At 64.3% G+C, this 18650-nt stretch carries 15 protein-coding genes; 13 read left to right on the top strand and 2 right to left on the bottom strand.

Annotated features, from left to right (window positions below; genetic code table 11):
• Positions 1–108: 108 nt before the first annotated feature.
• Entirely contained in the window at positions 109–837 is a 729-nt protein-coding gene (locus C2L65_RS10820) for a YebC/PmpR family DNA-binding transcriptional regulator (protein ID WP_036003723.1), read from the bottom strand.
• A gap of 1151 nt (positions 838–1988) precedes the next feature.
• Entirely contained in the window at positions 1989–2639 is a 651-nt protein-coding gene (upp, locus tag C2L65_RS10815) for a uracil phosphoribosyltransferase (RefSeq protein ID WP_042316195.1), read from the bottom strand.
• Between the two features lie 273 nt (positions 2640–2912).
• Between upp and C2L65_RS10810 the strand changes: the two genes are divergently transcribed.
• From C2L65_RS10810 to C2L65_RS10750, 13 genes are all read left to right on the top strand, one after another.
• On the top strand, positions 2913–3692 hold the full coding sequence (locus C2L65_RS10810; RefSeq protein WP_042316193.1) for an SDR family oxidoreductase: 780 nt from the start codon (positions 2913–2915) through the stop codon (positions 3690–3692).
• Between the two features lie 60 nt (positions 3693–3752).
• On the top strand, positions 3753–4142 hold the full coding sequence (locus C2L65_RS10805) for a methylglyoxal synthase (RefSeq protein ID WP_007583451.1): 390 nt from the start codon (positions 3753–3755) through the stop codon (positions 4140–4142).
• A gap of 65 nt (positions 4143–4207) precedes the next feature.
• Positions 4208–5182, top strand: a complete 975-nt coding sequence (locus C2L65_RS10800) for a quinone oxidoreductase family protein (protein ID WP_042316191.1) — start codon at positions 4208–4210, stop codon at positions 5180–5182.
• 160 nt (positions 5183–5342) lie between these two features.
• Positions 5343–5456, top strand: coding sequence for a hypothetical protein (locus C2L65_RS10795; RefSeq protein ID WP_007583456.1), 114 nt, complete (start codon positions 5343–5345; stop codon positions 5454–5456).
• Positions 5453–5545 (top strand): K(+)-transporting ATPase subunit F, encoded by a 93-nt coding sequence (gene kdpF / locus C2L65_RS10790; RefSeq protein WP_007583461.1) that lies wholly within the window; start codon positions 5453–5455, stop codon positions 5543–5545. Before C2L65_RS10795 ends, kdpF begins: the two co-directional genes overlap by 4 nt.
• On the top strand, positions 5542–7347 hold the full coding sequence (gene kdpA, locus C2L65_RS10785; protein ID WP_042316190.1) for a potassium-transporting ATPase subunit KdpA: 1806 nt from the start codon (positions 5542–5544) through the stop codon (positions 7345–7347). Before kdpF ends, kdpA begins: the two co-directional genes overlap by 4 nt.
• Before the next feature lie 42 nt (positions 7348–7389).
• On the top strand, positions 7390–9474 hold the full coding sequence (kdpB, locus tag C2L65_RS10780; protein WP_042316188.1) for a potassium-transporting ATPase subunit KdpB: 2085 nt from the start codon (positions 7390–7392) through the stop codon (positions 9472–9474).
• 46 nt (positions 9475–9520) lie between these two features.
• Positions 9521–10102 (top strand): potassium-transporting ATPase subunit KdpC, encoded by a 582-nt coding sequence (kdpC, locus tag C2L65_RS10775; protein WP_042316186.1) that lies wholly within the window; start codon positions 9521–9523, stop codon positions 10100–10102.
• A 969-nt stretch (positions 10103–11071) separates the two neighbouring features.
• Positions 11072–13933, top strand: a complete 2862-nt coding sequence (locus tag C2L65_RS10770) for a DUF4118 domain-containing protein (protein ID WP_042316183.1) — start codon at positions 11072–11074, stop codon at positions 13931–13933.
• The gene (gene kdpE, locus C2L65_RS10765; RefSeq protein ID WP_042316180.1) at positions 13930–14628 is read left to right on the top strand and encodes a two-component system response regulator KdpE; all 699 of its coding nucleotides are present in this window, start codon (positions 13930–13932) and stop codon (positions 14626–14628) included. Before C2L65_RS10770 ends, kdpE begins: the two co-directional genes overlap by 4 nt.
• Before the next feature lie 160 nt (positions 14629–14788).
• The gene (gene sugE / locus C2L65_RS10760) at positions 14789–15109 is read left to right on the top strand and encodes a quaternary ammonium compound efflux SMR transporter SugE (RefSeq protein WP_042316177.1); all 321 of its coding nucleotides are present in this window, start codon (positions 14789–14791) and stop codon (positions 15107–15109) included.
• A 254-nt stretch (positions 15110–15363) separates the two neighbouring features.
• Complete coding sequence (locus C2L65_RS10755) at positions 15364–15975, top strand: DUF4126 domain-containing protein (RefSeq protein ID WP_042316197.1); 612 nt, start codon at positions 15364–15366, stop codon at positions 15973–15975.
• A gap of 128 nt (positions 15976–16103) precedes the next feature.
• Entirely contained in the window at positions 16104–18605 is a 2502-nt protein-coding gene (locus C2L65_RS10750; protein ID WP_081921537.1) for an ABC transporter permease, read from the top strand.
• Positions 18606–18650: the final 45 nt, after the last annotated feature.

Below are 18650 nucleotides of genomic sequence, written 5' to 3'. Positions count from 1 at the left end.
TGCACGAACGGTCGCGCGGCGAGCGCAGCAAGAAGCGCAGCGACTGCCCCGTCATTGAAGGGAACCGGGACGGGAACCCTGATCGGGGCGGCGCGCTCACTTGCCGCCTCACTCGTCGGCGATGGCCGCGTTCGTGTAGACCTCTTGCACGTCGTCCAGATTTTCCAGCGCGTCGAGCAGCTTTTGCATCTTGACGGCGTCGTCGCCGGTGAATTCGACTTCCGTTTGCGGCTTCATCGTCACTTCCGCGACTTCCGCCTTGAAGCCGGCTGCTTCGAGCGCGGACTTGACCTTCGGGAAGTCGTTCGGCGGGCAGACCACTTCGATGCTGCCGTCTTCGTTCGTGACGACGTCGTCGGCGCCTGCTTCGAGGGCGGCTTCCATCAGCTTGTCTTCTGGCGTGCCGGGCGCGAACAGGAACTGGCCGACGTGATCGAACATGAACGACACCGAGCCGTCCGTGCCCATGTTGCCGCCGAACTTCGAGAACGCGTGGCGCACTTCCGCGACGGTGCGGGTGCGGTTGTCCGTCATCGTGTCGACGATGATGGCTGCGCCGCCGATGCCGTAGCCTTCGTAGCGGATTTCTTCATAGTTTGCGCCATCGACGCCGCCGACGCCGCGCTGGATCGCGCGGTTGATGTTGTCCTTCGGCATGTTGGCGTCGTACGCCTTGTCGACGGCGAGCCGCAGGCGCGGGTTCGAGTCGATGTCGCCGCCGCCCATGCGGGCCGCGACCTGGATTTCCTTGATGAGCCGCGTCCAGACCTTGCCCTTCTTGGCATCGGCTGCTGCTTTCTTATGCTTGATGTTGGCCCATTTCGAATGACCCGCCATACCTTTCTCCGTCGCGCGCGCCAGCGGGGCGCACGCATTGTGCAATTGTCGTTGCGTTTGTCGGGCGTGGCGGATGTGCGCTCGCGCCCCGATGTCAGTCTGGTCGCACCCTGGAATGCTGTGGCTTGCGGGCCTGTTCGGCGGTGGTGTGTCGGGAAGGACGCCGCGCAAACGTCTTAAGATCGACGGAATCGGCCATCGCAATGCCGGTGGTGGGTGTGCCGCCCGTTCGGTGAGCAGACCGAGATTTTATCATGGGAGGGGGTGGCCGCAGGGGCCATGGGGTTTGGGTTTGGTTTTGGGCTTTTGGTTTTGTCTGCGACGCTGGGGTGGTTTGCTTCGGCTTTCGCCGGCATCCGCGGTTTGCTTTCGCGGCGCGGTCGGTTTGGTTTGCTTGTGTTTGCGCTGGCATCCGCGATTTGTTAGCGTGCTTCACGCGTCGCCCCTGTGCGGGGCGGCACCTACTTTTCTTTGCCGCCGCAAAGAAAAGTAGGCAAAAGAAAGCGGCTAACACCGCCAGCCCGTGTTCCTATCCACGGGCCCCCAACGTCCCCACGCTTCACATGACAGTGCCGTGGTCGGTGTTAGTTGCCAACGCTTCGAATGAACGCCTCACCCACTTCAAACACCCGTACATGGGTTCACGGCAGCGAACGGTATGTGCCGCCCAGGTGGCAAACTGTGTGTAGGTTGTCGCGTCGTATAGCGTGGCGCTCTTACAGGGTGGGGTGCGCGTACTATCGATCCGAAGTGAGGCGTCTGGAGCACTTGGGCCGACACACAGTTTGCCACCTGGGCGGCGGTGGACTATGTGACAAGGCATGCTGAAACGCGGGAGCGTGAAGCGGGTGAGGCGCAGCGCAAGAGCGTTGGCAACGAGCGTGAATGACGTGATTGCCGTGTGAAGCGTAGGAACCTTTGGGGGCCCTCAGGCAAACACAAGAACTGGCGGTGTTAGCCGCTTTCTTTTGCCTACTTTTCTTTGCGGCGGCAAAGAAAAGTAGGTGCCGCCCCGCACAGGGGCGACGCTTGAAGCACGAAGGCAAAACGCGGATGCCAGCGAAAACCCTAAGAAAACCAAACCAGCCGCCCCACGTAGGCAAACCGCTAATGCCACCGCAAACCCAATAACGGCCCGAAGGGCAAAAAAACTAGTTCTTCGTCCCGAACAACCGATCCCCAGCATCCCCAAGCCCAGGAATAATGTAAGCATGCTCATTCAGATGCAAATCGAGCGAAGCAACATACAGCTTCACATCAGGGTGAGCATCCTGAAACACCTGCACGCCTTCAGGCGCAGCCACAAGCGCGAGGAACGAGATATTCTCACCCGCGACACCGCGCCGCTTCAGCACGTCGATAGCATGCACGGCCGAATACCCCGTCGCGACCATCGGATCACAAAGAATAAAAATACGATCTTCGAGATCAGGCAACCGAACCAGATACTCGACCGGCCGATGATCGTCATCGCGATACACCCCAATATGCCCGACGCGCGCCGACGGAATCAGTTCCAGCAGCCCGTCCGACATACCAACACCCGCGCGCAGCACGGGCACGATCGCAAGCTTCTTGCCAGCGATCACAGGCGCGTCGATATCGACGAGCGGCGTGCTCACGCGACGAGTCGTCATCGGCAGGTTGCGGGTGATTTCATAGCCCATCAGCAGCGTGATCTCGCGTAGCAGTTCGCGGAACGTCCGCGTGGACGTGTCGCGGTCGCGCATGTGCGACAGCTTGTGCTGGATCAGCGGGTGATCGAGGATGAAAAGATTGGGAAAACGGCTGTCCTGAGTCATGACGGAGCGCCTCGCGGCGAAGTTAGGCTGGGCTGACGATGAGTTGGCGCGGCGCACGCACCCCGCGACGGGGCGGCGGCGCGCGGCTGCGCCATGGCTGCAAGTTTACCGGAAGGGCGGCGCAAAGAGACGGATGCTGATGAAAGGTATATCAGCGACGTCCGGCAGCGCCGCCTCGATTCTTCTAGAATCGGGGGACAGTTGACCGACCACCCCGGGCGCAATGCGCAGGCACGTCCCGCTCGTTGCGCGCACGACAACAGGAAAATTCACATGGATCTCGGCATCGCTGGAAAGACCGCGCTGGTGTGCGCGGCAAGCAAGGGACTGGGGCGCGGCTGCGCCGAGGCGCTGGCGGCGGAAGGCGTGAACGTGACGATCGTCGCGCGCACGGCGGAAACGCTCGAAGCCACGGCGGCCGCGATCCGCTCGAAGACAGGCGTCGACGTGAAAGCGGTGGCCTGCGACATCACCACGCCGGAAGGCCGCGCCGCGGCGCTCGCTGCCTGCCCGCAGCCGGATATTCTCGTCAACAATGCGGGCGGCCCGCCGCCGGGCGACTTCCGCAACTTCACGCACGACGACTGGATTCGCGCGCTCGAAGCGAACATGCTCACGCCAATCGAACTGATCCGCGCAACCATCGACAGCATGATTTCGCGCGGCTTCGGGCGCGTGGTGAATATCACGAGTTCGTCGGTGAAGGCGCCTATCGATGTGCTCGGTCTGTCGAACGGCGCGCGCTCGGGGCTGACGGGCTTCGTCGCGGGCGTCGCGCGCAAGGTGGCGCCGGACGGCGTGACGATCAACAACCTGCTGCCGGGCCTGTTCGACACGGACCGCATCGCCGTGACGTTCGAGGCATCGGCGAAATCGCAGAACATCTCCGTCGACGAAGCGCGCAAGCAGCGCATGGCGACGATTCCCGCGCGCCGCTTCGGCACACCCGACGAGTTCGGCCGCGCCTGTGCGTTCCTGTGCAGCGTGCATGCGGGCTATATCACCGGGCAGAACTGGCTGATCGACGGCGGCTCGTATCCCGGCACCTATTGATGCAAGGCCCTTTGCGGCACATCGCAAACACCATAACGACAACACAAGAGGAGCAACGACATGACAACACGCGTCGCGCTGATCGCGCACGATCATAAGAAGGATGACATCGTCAGGTTGGCGGGCGAGTACGTCGACACGCTGTCGCGCTGCGATCTGATCGCGACGGGCACGACGGGCTCGCGCATCACCGATGCGCATGGCCTGAAAGTCGAGCGGATGCTGTCCGGTCCGCACGGCGGCGACCTGCAGATCGGCGCGCAACTGGCCGAAGGCAATGTCGACATGGTGATTTTCCTGCGAGACCCGATGACGCCGCAGCCGCACGAGCCGGACATCAATGCGCTGGTCCGCGCGTGCGATGTCCACAACGTGCCGTGCGCGACCAACATCTCGACGGCGCGGATGATCCTCGACGTGCTGACGCTGCGTCTGAACCATCAGGTCTGACGGCGTCGGACGCTTTTAACCGCGCCATCAACACGAACCAGGCAACGAATAAATCCGGAGATGACATGACCAAGGCAATTCGATTCGACAAGACAGGCGGCCCGGAAGTGATGAAGTGGGTCGACGTCGAAGTGGGCGAGCCGGGCAACGGCGAAATACGCATCAAACAGCATGCCGTCGGCCTGAACTATATCGACGTGTATTTCCGCACGGGGCTGTATCCGCTGCCGTTGCCGGGCGGTCTCGGGATGGAGGCGGCGGGCGAGGTGACCGCCGTCGGCGCCGGCGTGACGGACCTGAAGGCGGGTGACCGCGTCGCGTACGTCGCGCGGCCGCCGGGCGCGTACGCGCAAGAGCGCGTGCTGCCCGCGGCGCAGGTGGTGAAACTGCCCGATGCGATCGACTACGAACAAGCAGCTTCCGTGATGCTGCAAGGGCTGACCGCGCAATATCTGCTGCGCCGCACATATCCCGTGAAGCAGGGCGACACGATTCTGATCCAGGCGGCGGCGGGCGGCGTCGGGCTGCTCGTGTGCCAGTGGGCGAAGGCGCTGGGCGCGACGGTGATCGGCACGGTCAGTTCTGACGAGAAGGCGGAGATCGCGAAGGCGCACGGCTGCGACCATCCCATTGTGTACACGCGCGAGAACTTCACGAAGCGCGTGCGCGAGATCACGAACGGCGCCGGTGTGCCCGTCGTGTACGACTCGATCGGCAAGGATACGTTTACGGCGTCGCTCGATTGCCTGGCGCCGCTCGGCATGTTCGTGAGCTTCGGCAATGCATCGGGCCCGCTGCCGCCGATCGATTCATCGGAATTCGCCGGGCGCGGATCGTTGTTCTTTACGCGGCCGACGCTGTTTACGTATATGGGCAAGCGCAGCGACTTCGATGCGATGACGGCCGACCTGTTCGACGTGATCGCGTCGGGCAAGGTGAAGACGAGCATCAATCAGCGCTATGCGCTCGCCGATGTAGGTAAGGCGCATGCGGATCTGGAGGCGCGCAGGACGACGGGGTCGACGGTTCTGCTGCCGTAACAAGCCTCACCGCAACAACAAGGGCCGCTTCACGCGCGACGTGAAGCGGCCTTTTCCGTTTACACCTTTTTTACACTCCCCAACCCATCTTTGACCTGCCCTTTACGTCAATGGGCATAACGTTGCGACCATCCATCGTCCAACAAATGGAGAACATGAAATGGATGTGCTGTACGTCGGGGGCATCGCGCTTTTTGCTGCGCTGACCTTTGGGTTGATCGCCGGATGCGAGAAGTTGACGCGTTACGGCCGTGGTCAGGGAGCGCGCTCGTGAACTGGATCCTCTGGCTATCGGGCGCGGCAACCGCGCTGCTGTTCGCTTATCTCGTCTATGCGCTGCTGCGCGCGGAGGACATTGAATGAACCTCAACAATGTCTTGCAGCCGGCGCTCTTCATCGTCGTGCTGCTCGCTGCTGCCGTGCCCGTCTCGCGCTATCTGACGCGCGTGATGGACGGCACGTCGCGCGTCGTCAAGCTGGGCGGGCCAATCGAACGTCTGCTGTACCGCCTCGCAGGCGTCGATCCTGAACAGGAAATGAGCTGGAAGCACTACGCGATCGCCACGCTCGCGTTCAACCTGCTCGGCGTCGCGTTCCTTTACGTGCTGCTGCGCGTGCAAGGCCTGTTGCCCGGCAATCCGCAGCAGTTCAGCGCGATGACCGTCGACGGCGCATTCAACACGGCCATCAGCTTCGTCACCAACACGAACTGGCAGGACTACTCCGGCGAACAGGCAGTCAGCTATCTGACGCAGATGCTGGGCATGACAGTGCAGAACTTCCTGTCGGCGGCGACGGGCATCGTCGTCGTGATCGCGCTGGTACGCGGCTTCGCGCGCCACACCGCGAAGACCATTGGCAACTTCTGGGTCGACATCACGCGCGTGACGCTCTACGTGCTGCTGCCGATGTCGATGATCGTCGCGGCTGTCTTCATGAGCCAGGGCGTGATCCAGAACTTCAAGTCGTACGAGGACGTGCCGACGCTGCAGACCACCACGTACTCCGCGCCGAAGACGGATGCCCAGGGCAACCCGGTGAAGGACGCGAAGGGCAACCCGGTGATGGTCGATACGCCTGTCAAGACGCAGACCATCGCGATGGGCCCGGTCGCCTCGCAGGAAGCGATCAAGATGCTCGGCACGAACGGCGGTGGCTTCTTCAACGGCAACTCAGCGCATCCGTACGAGAACCCGACGCCGTTCTCGAACTTCGTGCAGATCTTCTCGATCCTGATCATCCCCGCCGCGCTATGTCTCGTTTTCGGCCGCGTGATCGGTGACCGCCGGCAAGGCGTCGCCGTGCTCGCGGTGATGACGATCGCATTCGCCGTGTGCGTCGCGGGCGAGATCAGCGCGGAGCAAGGCGGCAATCCGCTCTTTACGTCGCTGCATGTCGATCAGTCGGCGACCGCGCTGCAGCCGGGCGGCAACATGGAAGGCAAGGAAACGCGCTTCGGCATCGCGCAGTCGGGCATCTTCACGGTTGCGACGACGGCGGCTTCGTGCGGCGCCGTGGCCAACACGCATGACTCGCTGACGCCGCTCGGCGGCCTCGTGCCGATGCTCCTGATGCAACTCGGCGAAGTGATCTTCGGCGGCGTGGGTTCGGGGCTGTACGGGATGCTGGTGTTCGCGATGCTTGCGGTGTTCGTAGCGGGGCTGATGATCGGCCGCACGCCTGAATACGTCGGCAAGAAGATCGAAGCGTACGAGATGAAGATGGTGTCGATCGTCGTGCTGCTCACGCCGCTGCTCGTGCTCGTCGCGACGTCGATTGCCGTGCTCACCGATGCGGGCAAGGCGGGCATCCTGAATCCGGGCGCGCATGGCTTCTCCGAAATCCTGTACGCATTCAGCTCGGCGGCGAACAACAACGGCAGCGCGTTCGCGGGCCTCACGGTGAGCACACCGTTCTACAACTGGCTGACGGCGGTGGCGATGTGGTTCGGCCGCTTCGGCACGATCGTCCCCGTGCTCGCGATTGCCGGCTCGCTGGCCGCGAAGAAGCGCATCGCGGTGACGGGCGGCACGCTGCCGACGCACGGACCGCTGTTCGTCGTGCTGCTGCTCGGCACGGTGCTGCTGGTCGGCGCGCTCACGTATGTGCCCGCGCTCGCGCTCGGTCCCGGTGTCGAACATCTGATGATGATCGCGGGCCATTGATACGCCACGCGAAAAGAAACGGCGAAGCAATTAGAGGAAGAAATGACTGACCATTCCGCTACCCGGTCCATGTTCGATCCGGCGCTCGTGCGCCCGGCGATCGTGGACTCGTTCAAGAAACTCAAGCCGCACACGCAGTTCCGCAACCCGGTGATGTTCTGCGTGTACGTCGGCAGCATCCTGACGACGATCCTCTGGATCGCCGCGCTGATGGGCCAGGCCGAGGCGCCCGCGGGCTTCATTCTCGCGGTGTCGCTGTGGCTGTGGTTCACGGTGCTGTTCGCGAACTTCGCCGAAGCGCTCGCTGAAGGGCGCTCGAAAGCGCAGGCGGCCTCGCTGCGCAGCGCGAAGAAAGACGTGATGGCGAAGAAGCTCAACGAGCCGCATCCGAAGTCGCCGATCCGCATCATGACGGCTTCCGACCTGCGCCGCGGCGACGTCGTGCTGGTCGAAACGGGCGATGTGATTCCCGCCGACGGTGAAGTGATCGAAGGCGTGGCGTCCGTCGACGAGTCGGCCATCACGGGTGAATCCGCGCCTGTGATCCGCGAGTCGGGCGGCGACTTCTCGTCGGTGACGGGCGGCACGCGCGTGCTGTCGGACTGGATCGTCGTGCGCGTCACGGCCAATCCTGGCGAAGCGTTTCTCGACCGCATGATCGCGATGGTCGAAGGCGCGAAGCGTCAGAAGACGCCGAACGAAATCGCGCTGACCATTCTGCTCGTCGCGTTGACTATCGTGCTGCTGCTCGCCACGGCTACGCTGTTGCCGTTCTCGATGTTCTCCGTCGAAGCCGCGAAGGCGGGGCACGTTGTGACGATCACCGCGCTCGTCGCGCTGCTCGTGTGTCTGATTCCGACGACGATCGGCGGTTTGTTGTCCGCAATCGGTGTGGCGGGCATGAGCCGCATGATGCAGGCGAACGTGATCGCGACATCGGGCCGCGCCGTTGAAGCGGCTGGCGACGTCGACGTGCTGCTGCTCGACAAGACGGGCACGATCACGCTCGGCAACCGCCAGGCATCGACGTTCATTCCGGCGTCGAGCGTGACCGAAGAGACGCTCGCGGATGCCGCGCAACTGTCGTCGCTCTCCGACGAAACGCCGGAAGGCCGCAGCATCGTCGTGCTCGCGAAGCAGCGCTTCAACATTCGTCAGCGCGACATGGCCGTTCTGCATCCCGTGTTTCTTGCGTTCAGCGCGCAGACGCGCATGAGTGGCGTCGATCTCGCAGGCCGTGAAATCCGCAAGGGCGCTGCCGACGCAGTGAAGCAATACGTCGAAGCACACGGCGGGCGTTTCCCGACCGACGTGTCGAACGCGGTCGCGGAAGTCGCGCGTCGCGGCAGCACGCCGCTCGTGGTGGCGGAGAAGACGGAAGGCCCGGCGCGCGTGCTCGGCGTGATCGAGTTGAAGGACGTGGTGAAGGGCGGCATCAAGGAGCGCTTTGCCGAGCTGCGCAAAATGGGCATCAAGACCGTGATGGTGACGGGCGACAACCGTCTGACGGCGGCGGCCATCGCAGCGGAAGCGGGCGTCGACGACTTCCTCGCGGAGGCCACGCCTGAAACGAAGCTCGCGACGATCCGCGCGCACCAGGCGGAAGGCCGGCTCGTCGCGATGACGGGCGACGGCACCAACGATGCGCCGGCGCTCGCGCAGGCTGACGTTGCGGTCGCGATGAACACGGGCACGCAGGCCGCGAAGGAAGCGGGCAACATGGTCGATCTCGATTCGAATCCGACCAAGCTGATCGAGATCGTCGAGATCGGCAAGCAGATGCTGATGACGCGCGGCTCGTTGACGACGTTCTCGATTGCCAATGACGTTGCCAAGTACTTCGCGATCATTCCGGCCGCGTTCGCGACCACGTATCCGCAGCTGCGCGTGCTCGACGTGATGCATCTGAGCTCGCCGTCGTCGGCGATTTTGTCGGCGGTGATCTTCAATGCGCTGATCATCGTGGCGCTGATCCCGCTCGCGCTGAAGGGCGTGACGTATCGTCCGCTCGGCGCCGCATCGCTGTTGCGTCGTAATTTGCTGGTTTATGGGTTGGGCGGGATTCTGCTGCCGTTCCCGTTCATCAAGCTGATCGATATGGTGCTGGCCGCGTGCGGTTGGGTTTGATGGCTGTGCGATGCACGTCTATCGACAGATAAAAGGAATCTGAATCATGAAATCGCTTTTTCGCCCGATGGTGGTGATCTTTGCCGTGCTGACGGCTGTGACCGGGCTTGCGTATCCTGCCGTGATGACGGCATTCGGCCAGGCTGTCTTTCACGACCAGGCCAATGGCAGCATGATCGAGAAGGACGGCAAGGTAGTCGGGTCGCGGTTGATCGGGCAGCAGTTCGATGCGCCGCAGTACTTCTGGGGGCGTTTGTCGGCGACGGCGCCGATGCCGTATAACGCGCAGGGTTCGAGCGGCTCGAATCTCGGGCCGATTAATCCGGCTCTCGCCGATGAGGTTAAAGGTCGTCTCGACGCGCTGAAGGCTGCTGGGCATATGCCTGCTGATACGGCGGTTCCTGTTGATCTCGTGACTTCTTCGGGTAGTGGTCTTGATCCGGAGATTTCGCCTGCGGCGGCGGCTTTTCAAGTTGAGCGGGTTGCTGCTGCGCGGAAGATGAATGCCAATGATGTGGCCGCTCTCGTTGATCGCTATACGCATGGGCGGCAGTTTGGGTTGTTTGGCGAGGCGCGGGTTAATGTGCTCGAGTTGAATCTTGCGCTGGATGACGCGCAGCGTGGGTGAGGTGTGACCTTCCCGGGGCGACGTTTTTTTGGTGATGGCGTCGCCCTGGTTTTTTTGGTTTTTTCTGTCTGCGACGCTGGGGTGGTTTGCTCGGGTTTGCGGTGGCATCCGGTTTGGGTTTGTTGCTCTTGCGCAGGCGCTGGCATCCGCGCTTTGCCTTCGCGCTTCACGCGTCGCCCCTGTGCGGGGCGGCACCTACTTTTCTTTGCCGCCGCAAAGAAAAGTAGGCAAAAGAAAGCGGCTAACACCGCCAGCCCGTGTTCTTATCCACGGGCCCCCGACGTCCCCACGCTTCACACGAGAGCGCCCTGGTCGGTGCTCGTTGCCAACGCTTCGAATGAGCGCCTCACCCACTTCAAACACCCGCACAAGGGTAAGCGGCAGCGAATGGTATGTGCCGCCGAGGTGGCAAACTGTGTGTAGGTTGTCGCGTCGTATAGCTCGGCGCTCTTACATCGAGGCATGCGCCATCGGTCCGAAGTGATGCGTGTGGAGTACAAGGGGCCGACACACAGTTTGCCACCTGGGCGGCCGTGGATTATCTGGCACGGCATGGTGAAGCGCGGGTGCGTGAAGCGGGTGAGGCGCATCGCAAGAGAGCTGGCAACGAACGTGGGTCACGTGGTTGCCGCGTGAAGCGTAAGAACCTTCGGGGGCCCTCAGGCAAGAAGAAATGTTGGCGGTGTTAGCCGCTTTCTTTTGCCTACTTTTCTTTGCGGCGGCAAAGAAAAGTAGGTGCCGCCCCGCACAGGGGCGACGCATGAAACACGAAGGCATAGCGCGGATGCCAGCGAATAGGTAAGCGCACAGGGGCGACGCATGAAGCACGAAGTCAAAGCGCGGATGCCACCGCAAGGCCATAAAAAACCGGACCGCCCGCGCAAAGCGCAAACCACCTCAGCGTCGCAGACATAAAAAAACCATGTCACCATACCCGCACGGAAGTGCAAAAACCCCAAACCCAACACCATGTCCCGCCCCGACCCCGACGAGCTACTCGACAAACTCCAGCGCGAAGAAGAAAAACGCCAGCGCGGCAAGCTGAAGATATTCTTTGGCGCATCAGCCGGCGTCGGCAAGACCTATGCAATGCTGCAAGCAGCACGTCGCCGAAAAGAAGAAAACATCGACGTAGTCGTAGGAATAGCGGAAACCCACGGTCGCAACGAAACAGCAGCGCTGCTCAAAGACCTCGACGTCCTGCCGCTCGCCCGCATCGAATACCGCGGCCGCCTGCTAGGCGAATTCGACCTCGACGCCGCGCTCGAACGCAAACCGCAACTGATCCTCGTCGACGAGCTAGCCCACTCGAACGTACAAGGCGCACGCCACGCAAAACGCTGGCAAGACGTCTACGAACTGCTAGATGCCGGCATCGACGTCTACACGACCGTCAACGTCCAGCACCTCGAAAGCCTCAACGACGTAGTCGGCCAGATCACCGGCATCCGCGTATGGGAGACAGTCCCCGACCGCGTCTTCGACCGCGCCGACGAAGTGACGCTCGTCGACCTGCCCGCGGAAGAACTGCTCGACCGCCTGCGCGACGGCAAGGTCTACATGCCGCAACAGGCCGAGCGCGCCGTGCGCAACTTCTTCCGCAAGGGCAATCTGATCGCGTTGCGCGAACTGGCGCTGCGCCGTACGGCCGACCGCGTCGATGCGCAAATGCGCGAGTACCGCGCCGACCGCTCCATCCAGCGCATCTGGCAGGCGCGCGAACGGCTCCTCGTGTGCGTCGGGCCCGGCCCCGAGGCGCCGCTGCTGGTGCGCGCGGCCGCGCGTCTCGCGGCAAGCCTGAAGGCGGACTGGATCGCTGTCTACGTCGAAACACCCAAGCTGCAACGGCTCTCCGACGCACGCCGCGAACGCACGCTCGACGCGCTCAAGCTCGCCGCCGAACTCGGCGCGGAAACGGGAACGCTCGCGGGCGCCGACGCCGTCTCGACCTTGATCGGCTATGCGCGCGTGCGCAACGTGTCGAAGCTGATAGCGGGCGGCTCGTCCGCCACGGGTCTGGCGCGCTGGTTACGCCGCCCGTTCGGCGAGCGCCTCGCGGAACGCGCAAGCGACCTCGATCTCACGCTGATCCGCGCAAGCAACGACGAAGCAGGAACGACCCGCGATCGCCGCGCCGACGAAGAAGGGCGCGCGTGGCGCGACGCGCTGATCGCAGCGCGCGACCGCCGTTCGCCGCCGCGCAATTACGCGTGGGCAGTCGCGATCTGTGCGGGCGTTACGCTGATCGCGAGCCAGTTGATTGACCGCATCGATCTCGCGAACCTCGTGATGCTGTATCTGCTCGGCGTGATCTTCACGGCCGTGAAGCTGGGACGCGGGCCAGGCGTGATGCTGTCGTTCCTCTCCGTCGCCGCGTTCGACTTCTTCTTCGTGCCGCCGCGCATGTCGTTGTCGGTGTCGGATACGCAATACCTGCTGACCTTCCTCGGCATGCTGCTGACGTCACTGGTAATCGGCCATCTGACGTCGAGCCTGCGACATGAGGCGAGCGTCGCGCGCAGACGCGAGCAACGCACGGGCGCCATGTACGCCATGGCGCGCGAACTGGCGGCGGCGCTGACCGCGGAGCAGATCGTCGGCATCGGCAGCCGTCACGTGAGCGAGGTGTTCCGCGCCCGCGTCGCGATGTTGTTGCCCGATAGCGCAGATCAGGTAAAGCAGAAAGTCGATGATCCCGACGAGACCATCATGCTCGAGGCTGCCTCGCTCGACGTCGATGTCGGTCAGTGGGTGTACGACCAGCAGAAGCCCGCGGGCCACGGCACCGACACGCTGCCCGCCGCGAAGGCGCTTTATTTGCCGCTGCGCGCGCCGATGCGCACGCGCGGCGTGCTGGCCGTCGCGATGCAGGACGAGCACGAACTCGACGTGCCCGAGCAGCAGCGCATGCTCGACGCGTTCGCCGCGCAAATCGCGCTCGCGCTGGAGCGCGTGCATTACGTCGATATCGCGCGCGATGCGCTCGTGAACATGGAGTCCGAGCGGCTGCGCAACTCGCTGCTGTCCGCGATTTCGCACGATCTGCGCACGCCGCTGACGGCGATCGTCGGCTTTTCGTCGATGCTCGCCGGCCAGCCGCGCGACGCCAGCAACGCGGCGCAGGGCGAACTCGTCGACGCGATTCACGAAGAAGCGCTGCGCATGACGGGCATCGTCACGAATCTGCTCGATATGGCGCGCCTGCAGGCGGGCAGTTTGAAGCTGAACCGGCAATGGTCGCTGCTCGAAGAGACGGTGGGCTCGGCGCTGCGCGACTGCCGGCGCACGCTCGCGCGTCATCCCGTGCAGGTATCGCTGCCCGCCGATCTGCCGTTGCTGCAACTCGATGCCGTGCTGCTCGAACGGCTCTTCGCGAACCTGTTCGAGAACGCGGCGAAGTACGTGCCACCCGACACGCCGCTGACAATCGGCGCGCAGCGCATCGACGAGAACGGCAAACCGTTCGTGCGCGTGACCGTCGACGACACGGGGCCGGGCTTGCCGCCCGGCATGGAAGCGCGCATCTTCGAGAAGTTCACGCGCGGCGAGAAGGAATCGGCAAAGCCGGGCATCGGCCTCGGCCTTGCGATCTGCCGCGCGATCGCCGAGGCGCATGGCGGTAGAATCGGCGCGGCCAACCGCGTCGCCGCCGATGGCCGCATCGAAGGCGCGCGCTTCTGGTTCACGCTGCCCATCGAAACGCCGCCGCCCGTGCCCGACGTCCTCGACGACGACGCAGCGGGCGAACCGGACACCGAAGCGCACGCAGACCCGGACACCGATCCGCCTCATCGACAACAAGCCGACACGCATCCGAATACCCACTCATGAGCGACCTGAGCATCACTGTCGTACTGATCGAAGACGAACAACAGATTCGCCGCTTCGTGCGGGCATCGCTGGAAGGCGAGGGCATGGTCGTGTACGACGCGCCCACGGGCAAGCAGGGGCTGATCGAAGCCGCGACACGCAAGCCCGATCTCGTGATCGTCGATCTCGGCCTGCCCGATACCGATGGCCTCGACGTGATCCGCGAACTGCGCGGCTGGAGCGAGTTACCCGTGATCGTGCTGTCGGCGCGCACGCAGGAGAGCGAGAAGGTGGCCGCGCTCGACGCGGGCGCCGACGACTATCTGACCAAGCCGTTCGGCGTGTCCGAGCTGCTCGCGCGGATTCGCGCGCATATGCGCCGGCGCAACCAGGGCGGTGCCAACGAGACGCCGCAGGTGCATTTCGGCGGCGTGACCGTCGATCTGGCGTTGCGCCAGGTGTCGCGCGACGGCGAGCCCGTCCATCTGACGCCGCTCGAATACCGGCTGCTCGCGACACTCGTGCGCCACGCGGGCCGCGTGCTGACGCACCGGCAGTTGCTGCGCGACGTGTGGGGGCCGTCACATGTGGAAAGCCACCACTATCTGCGCATCTACATGGCGCATCTGCGGCAGAAGCTGGAACGCGATCCGGCGCAGCCCGAGCATATCGTCACCGAGACGGGCGTCGGATACCGGCTGGTCGGCGTCGCCTGATCCACCGTGACAGGGCGCGGCATGGTGTCGCGTTATATCGGATCAGGTATGAGAGGGCGGTACAAATCCGTCCATTTTGATATGATGACGTGCGGCAAGGACGACCTTGCTGCATCCGCTTTCAACGGGGACGGCCCCATCTTCATTGGGAGTTCGTCTCATGTCCTGGATTCTTCTGTTTGTCGCCGGTTTGCTGGAAGTCGCATGGGCGGCCGGTCTCAAGACCTCCGAAGGTTTTACCCGTTTCTGGCCGTCCGTCTTCACTATCGTGACGGCGCTCGGCAGCTTCGTGCTGCTTGCAATGGCGATGCGCCAGTTGCCGCTCGGCACGGCCTACGCTGTCTGGACGGGCATCGGCGCGGTCGGCGCGTTCATTTTCGGCATCGTGATGATGGGCGAGGCGGTGACGGCGGCGCGCGTCGGCAGCGCGGTGCTGATCGTCGTCGGACTAATCGGGTTGAAGCTCTCGTCGGGGCACTGATCAAGTGCCCGCCGGCTCGTCAAAGCGCGCCATTCGTCTGGAAATTGCCGCAATCACGCTACAAACCGCCGCGCGGCCGTGCGGTCGGCGGATTGACGTGGCTATAATGAGACGGAAATCACCCTGAAATTGCTCCGCGCGGCCTTGATGCGCGGGTCCGGCGGCTTCGGCGGGCGGAGCCTCTGGCGCTTCCCTCCGTTCCATGGCACAGCCGCCGGAACTGACGGCTCGCTATGCGCGCCTCGGAGGCGGCCATGCTTGAACCTCTTTCGCTTGCAGCGGGCCTCTCCTGGGGCAGCGGCTTGCGCCTTTATCTGACCGTCCTGATTGCGGGCGTGTTCGGGCGCGCCGGTTTCATCCATCTTCCCGATACGCTGTCCGTGCTGCAGTCGCCATGGGTGATCGGCGCGGCGGCCGTCCTGACGCTCGCCGAATTTCTCGCCGACAAGATTCCCGCGTTCGATTCGCTGTGGGACGCCGTTCACACGTTCATCCGCATTCCCGCAGGCGCCATGCTGGCCGTCGGCGCGCTCGGTCACGCCGATCCGGCACTGATGACGGTCGCTGCGCTGGCCGGCGGCACGCTCGCGGGTGCGTCGCATCTGACGAAGGCGGGCACGCGGGCGCTGATCAATCTGTCGCCGGAGCCGGTGTCCAATGTCGTGACGTCGACGGCTGAGGATGGGCTCGTATTCGGCGGGCTGCTGCTCGCGCTGTTCGTCCCAGTGCTCTTTCTTGTACTGCTGGTCGGCTTCCTCGTGCTCGCTAGCTGGGCGCTGCCGCGTCTGTGGCGCGGCGTGCAGGGCGGCTTTCGCGGCATGGCGACGCATATGGTGTCGCGATTCGCGCGGAGCCGTCACGATTGAGCGAAGCCGAACGCGTCACCACCGAGGCTCCGCCCGAGCTTCCGCCTGAATCCCCGCGCGACCGCCATGAGCGGCGCGCGCCTGCGCACCGGCTGTCGCTGGGCCATCTGCTGCATCAGTCGCTGCGCATGACGGCGCGCGACTGGCGCGCGGGCGAACTGACGATGCTGCTGCTCGCGCTCGTGCTGGCCGTCGCGGCGCTGTCCAGCGTCGGCTTTCTGGCCGACCGGTTGCATCAAGGTCTCGAGCGCGATGCGCGACGCATGATCGCCGCCGATTTCATCGTCCGCTCCGACCATCCCGTCGATCCGCAATTCGCCGACAAGGCCAAAGCGCTGGGCCTCGACACGGCGACGACGGCGATTTTCCCCAGCATGGTCAATTCGACGGCTTCCACGCCTGGGTCAAAGCCGGTCTCGCGGCTCGCGGCGGTGAAAGCGGTGTCGGCCGGCTATCCGCTGCGCGGCGAGCTGAAACTCGCGCTCACGGCCGGCGCGCCCGATCGCGAGGTACGCGGCATCCCGCCGCCCGGCGAGGTGTGGGTCGATCAGCAGATGTTGGACGCGCTGAAGGCGGGCATCGGCGACAAGGTGAAGGTGGGCGGGCGCGATTTCACGATCGGCGCCTTGATCACGCGCGAGCTGGATCGCGGCTTCGCGTTCGTCAATTTCTCGCCGCGCCTGATGATGCGTGCCGACGATCTCGCGTCGACGGGACTGACGGGCTACGGCAGCCGCGTCACCTACCGGCTGCTGGTGGCGGGCGGCGACGAGCCGGTCGCGTCGTTTGCGAAGTGGGCGCATGAGCGCGTCGACAACGGCAAGATGCGTGGCTACGCGCTGGAGTCGCTGCAGGACGGCCAGCCGCAGGTGCGCCAGACGCTCGACCGCGCGAGCCACTTCCTCACGCTCGTGTCGCTGCTGACGGCGCTGCTTGCCGCCGTCGCGATCGCGATGGCCGCGCATCGGTACATGCGGCGGCATCTGGACAGCTGCGCGGCGATGCGCTGCCTCGGCGCAAGCCAGCGAACCTTGCGTGCGCTGTTCCTGTTCGAATTCGCGGGACTCGGTCTGGTCGGCGGCATGGCGGGCGTGGTGCTCGGCTTCGGCGGGCATCTGGCGCTCTTCTGGTGGCTCGGCAGCCTGATCGACGTGTCGTTGCCTTATCCGACTGTCTGGCCCGCGCTTGAAGGCATCGCCGCCGGTCTCGTGCTGCTGGTCGGTTTCGCGCTGCCGCCGCTGTTGCCGTTGACGCATGTGCCGCCCGTGCGCGTGCTGCGTCGCGAGTGGGGCGAAGAAGGGCGCACCGCGTGGGCCGCATACGCGCTCGGCATCGTGCTGTTCGCGGGGCTGCTGATTCTCGCCGCGGGCGAACTGAAGATCGGCGGGATCGTCGCGGGCGGCTTCGCGGGCGGGCTGCTGCTGTTCGCGCTGGTCGCGCGTCTCGCGTTGTGGGGCGCGGCGCGTATCGTGCGCAGCGAGCGCTTTCATATTGGCATTGGCTGGCGCTATGCGCTGGCGTCGCTGGAGCGCCGCTCGAATTCGAGCGCGCTGCAGATCACCGCGCTCGCGATCGGCCTGATGTGCCTGCTGCTGATCGGGATGACGCGCAACGATCTGATCGAAGGCTGGCAGCGTTCGACGCCGCCCGACGCGCCGAACGAATTCATCATCGACATCCAGCCCGACCAGCGCGATCTCGTCACGAACTATCTGTCGGCGCACGGTTTTCCCGGCGTCGAGCTTGCGCCGATGGTGCGCGGCCGCCTGATCGCAATCAACGACAAGCCCGTCAATCCCGACGACTTCAAGAGCGAGGACGCGCGGCGGCTGGTGGATCGCGAGTTCAACCTGTCGTACACGACGCAGTTGCCGGACGACAACCGGATCGTATCGGGCGACTGGTACGGCAACGCCACGACACCGCAGATTTCTATCGAGCAGGGCCTCGCGAAGATTCTCAAGGTGAAGGTCGGCGACAAGCTGCGCTTCGACGTGACGGGCCTGCAGGTCGACGCGCCCGTGACGAGCGTGCGCAAGCTCGACTGGGGTTCGTTCAAGGTCAACTTCTTCGTCGTGATGCCGCCTGCCGCGCTGAAGGACTACCCGGCGACCTTCATCACGAGCTTTCATGTGCCGCCTGGACAGCGCGCGGTGATCGACGGGCTGATCGGTCAATATCCGAACCTCACCGCGATCGATACCGCGCCGATTCTCGCGCAGGTGCAGCGCGTGATTGGCCAGGTGATCGGCGCCGTGCAGTTCCTGTTCGGCTTCACGCTGTTCGCGGGCGTGCTGGTGCTGTACGCCGCGCTCGCGGGCACGCGGGACGAGCGTATGCGAGAATCCGCGCTGTTGCGCGCGCTCGGCGCGTCGCACGCGCAGGTGCGCGCGGTGCAGGTCGCGGAGTTCGTCGTGGTCGGTGCGTTGTCGGGGTTGATGGCGGCGATCGGCTCGCAGCTGATCGGCTTCGTGCTCGCGTCGCGCGTGTTCGACTTTTCGATCAACTTCAACCCGTGGCTCCTGCCCGCGGGCATTGCGGCGGGCGTCGTCTGCTCGGCCGTTGGCGGGTGGCTCAGCCTGCGGCACGTGTTGACGCGGCCCGCGCTGCAATCGCTGCGCGATGCGTGATGCTTGATGTGTGTAGCAGCGTCCGCCTCCCTGAAATTCCTTTGA

Origin of the sequence: Paraburkholderia terrae (assembly GCF_002902925.1) — a bacterium.
Taxonomy (GTDB): Bacteria; Pseudomonadota; Gammaproteobacteria; order Burkholderiales; family Burkholderiaceae; genus Paraburkholderia; species Paraburkholderia terrae.
The sequence above is the reverse complement of the archived record's forward strand: the minus strand, read 5'-3'. Positions and strand labels throughout refer to the sequence as shown.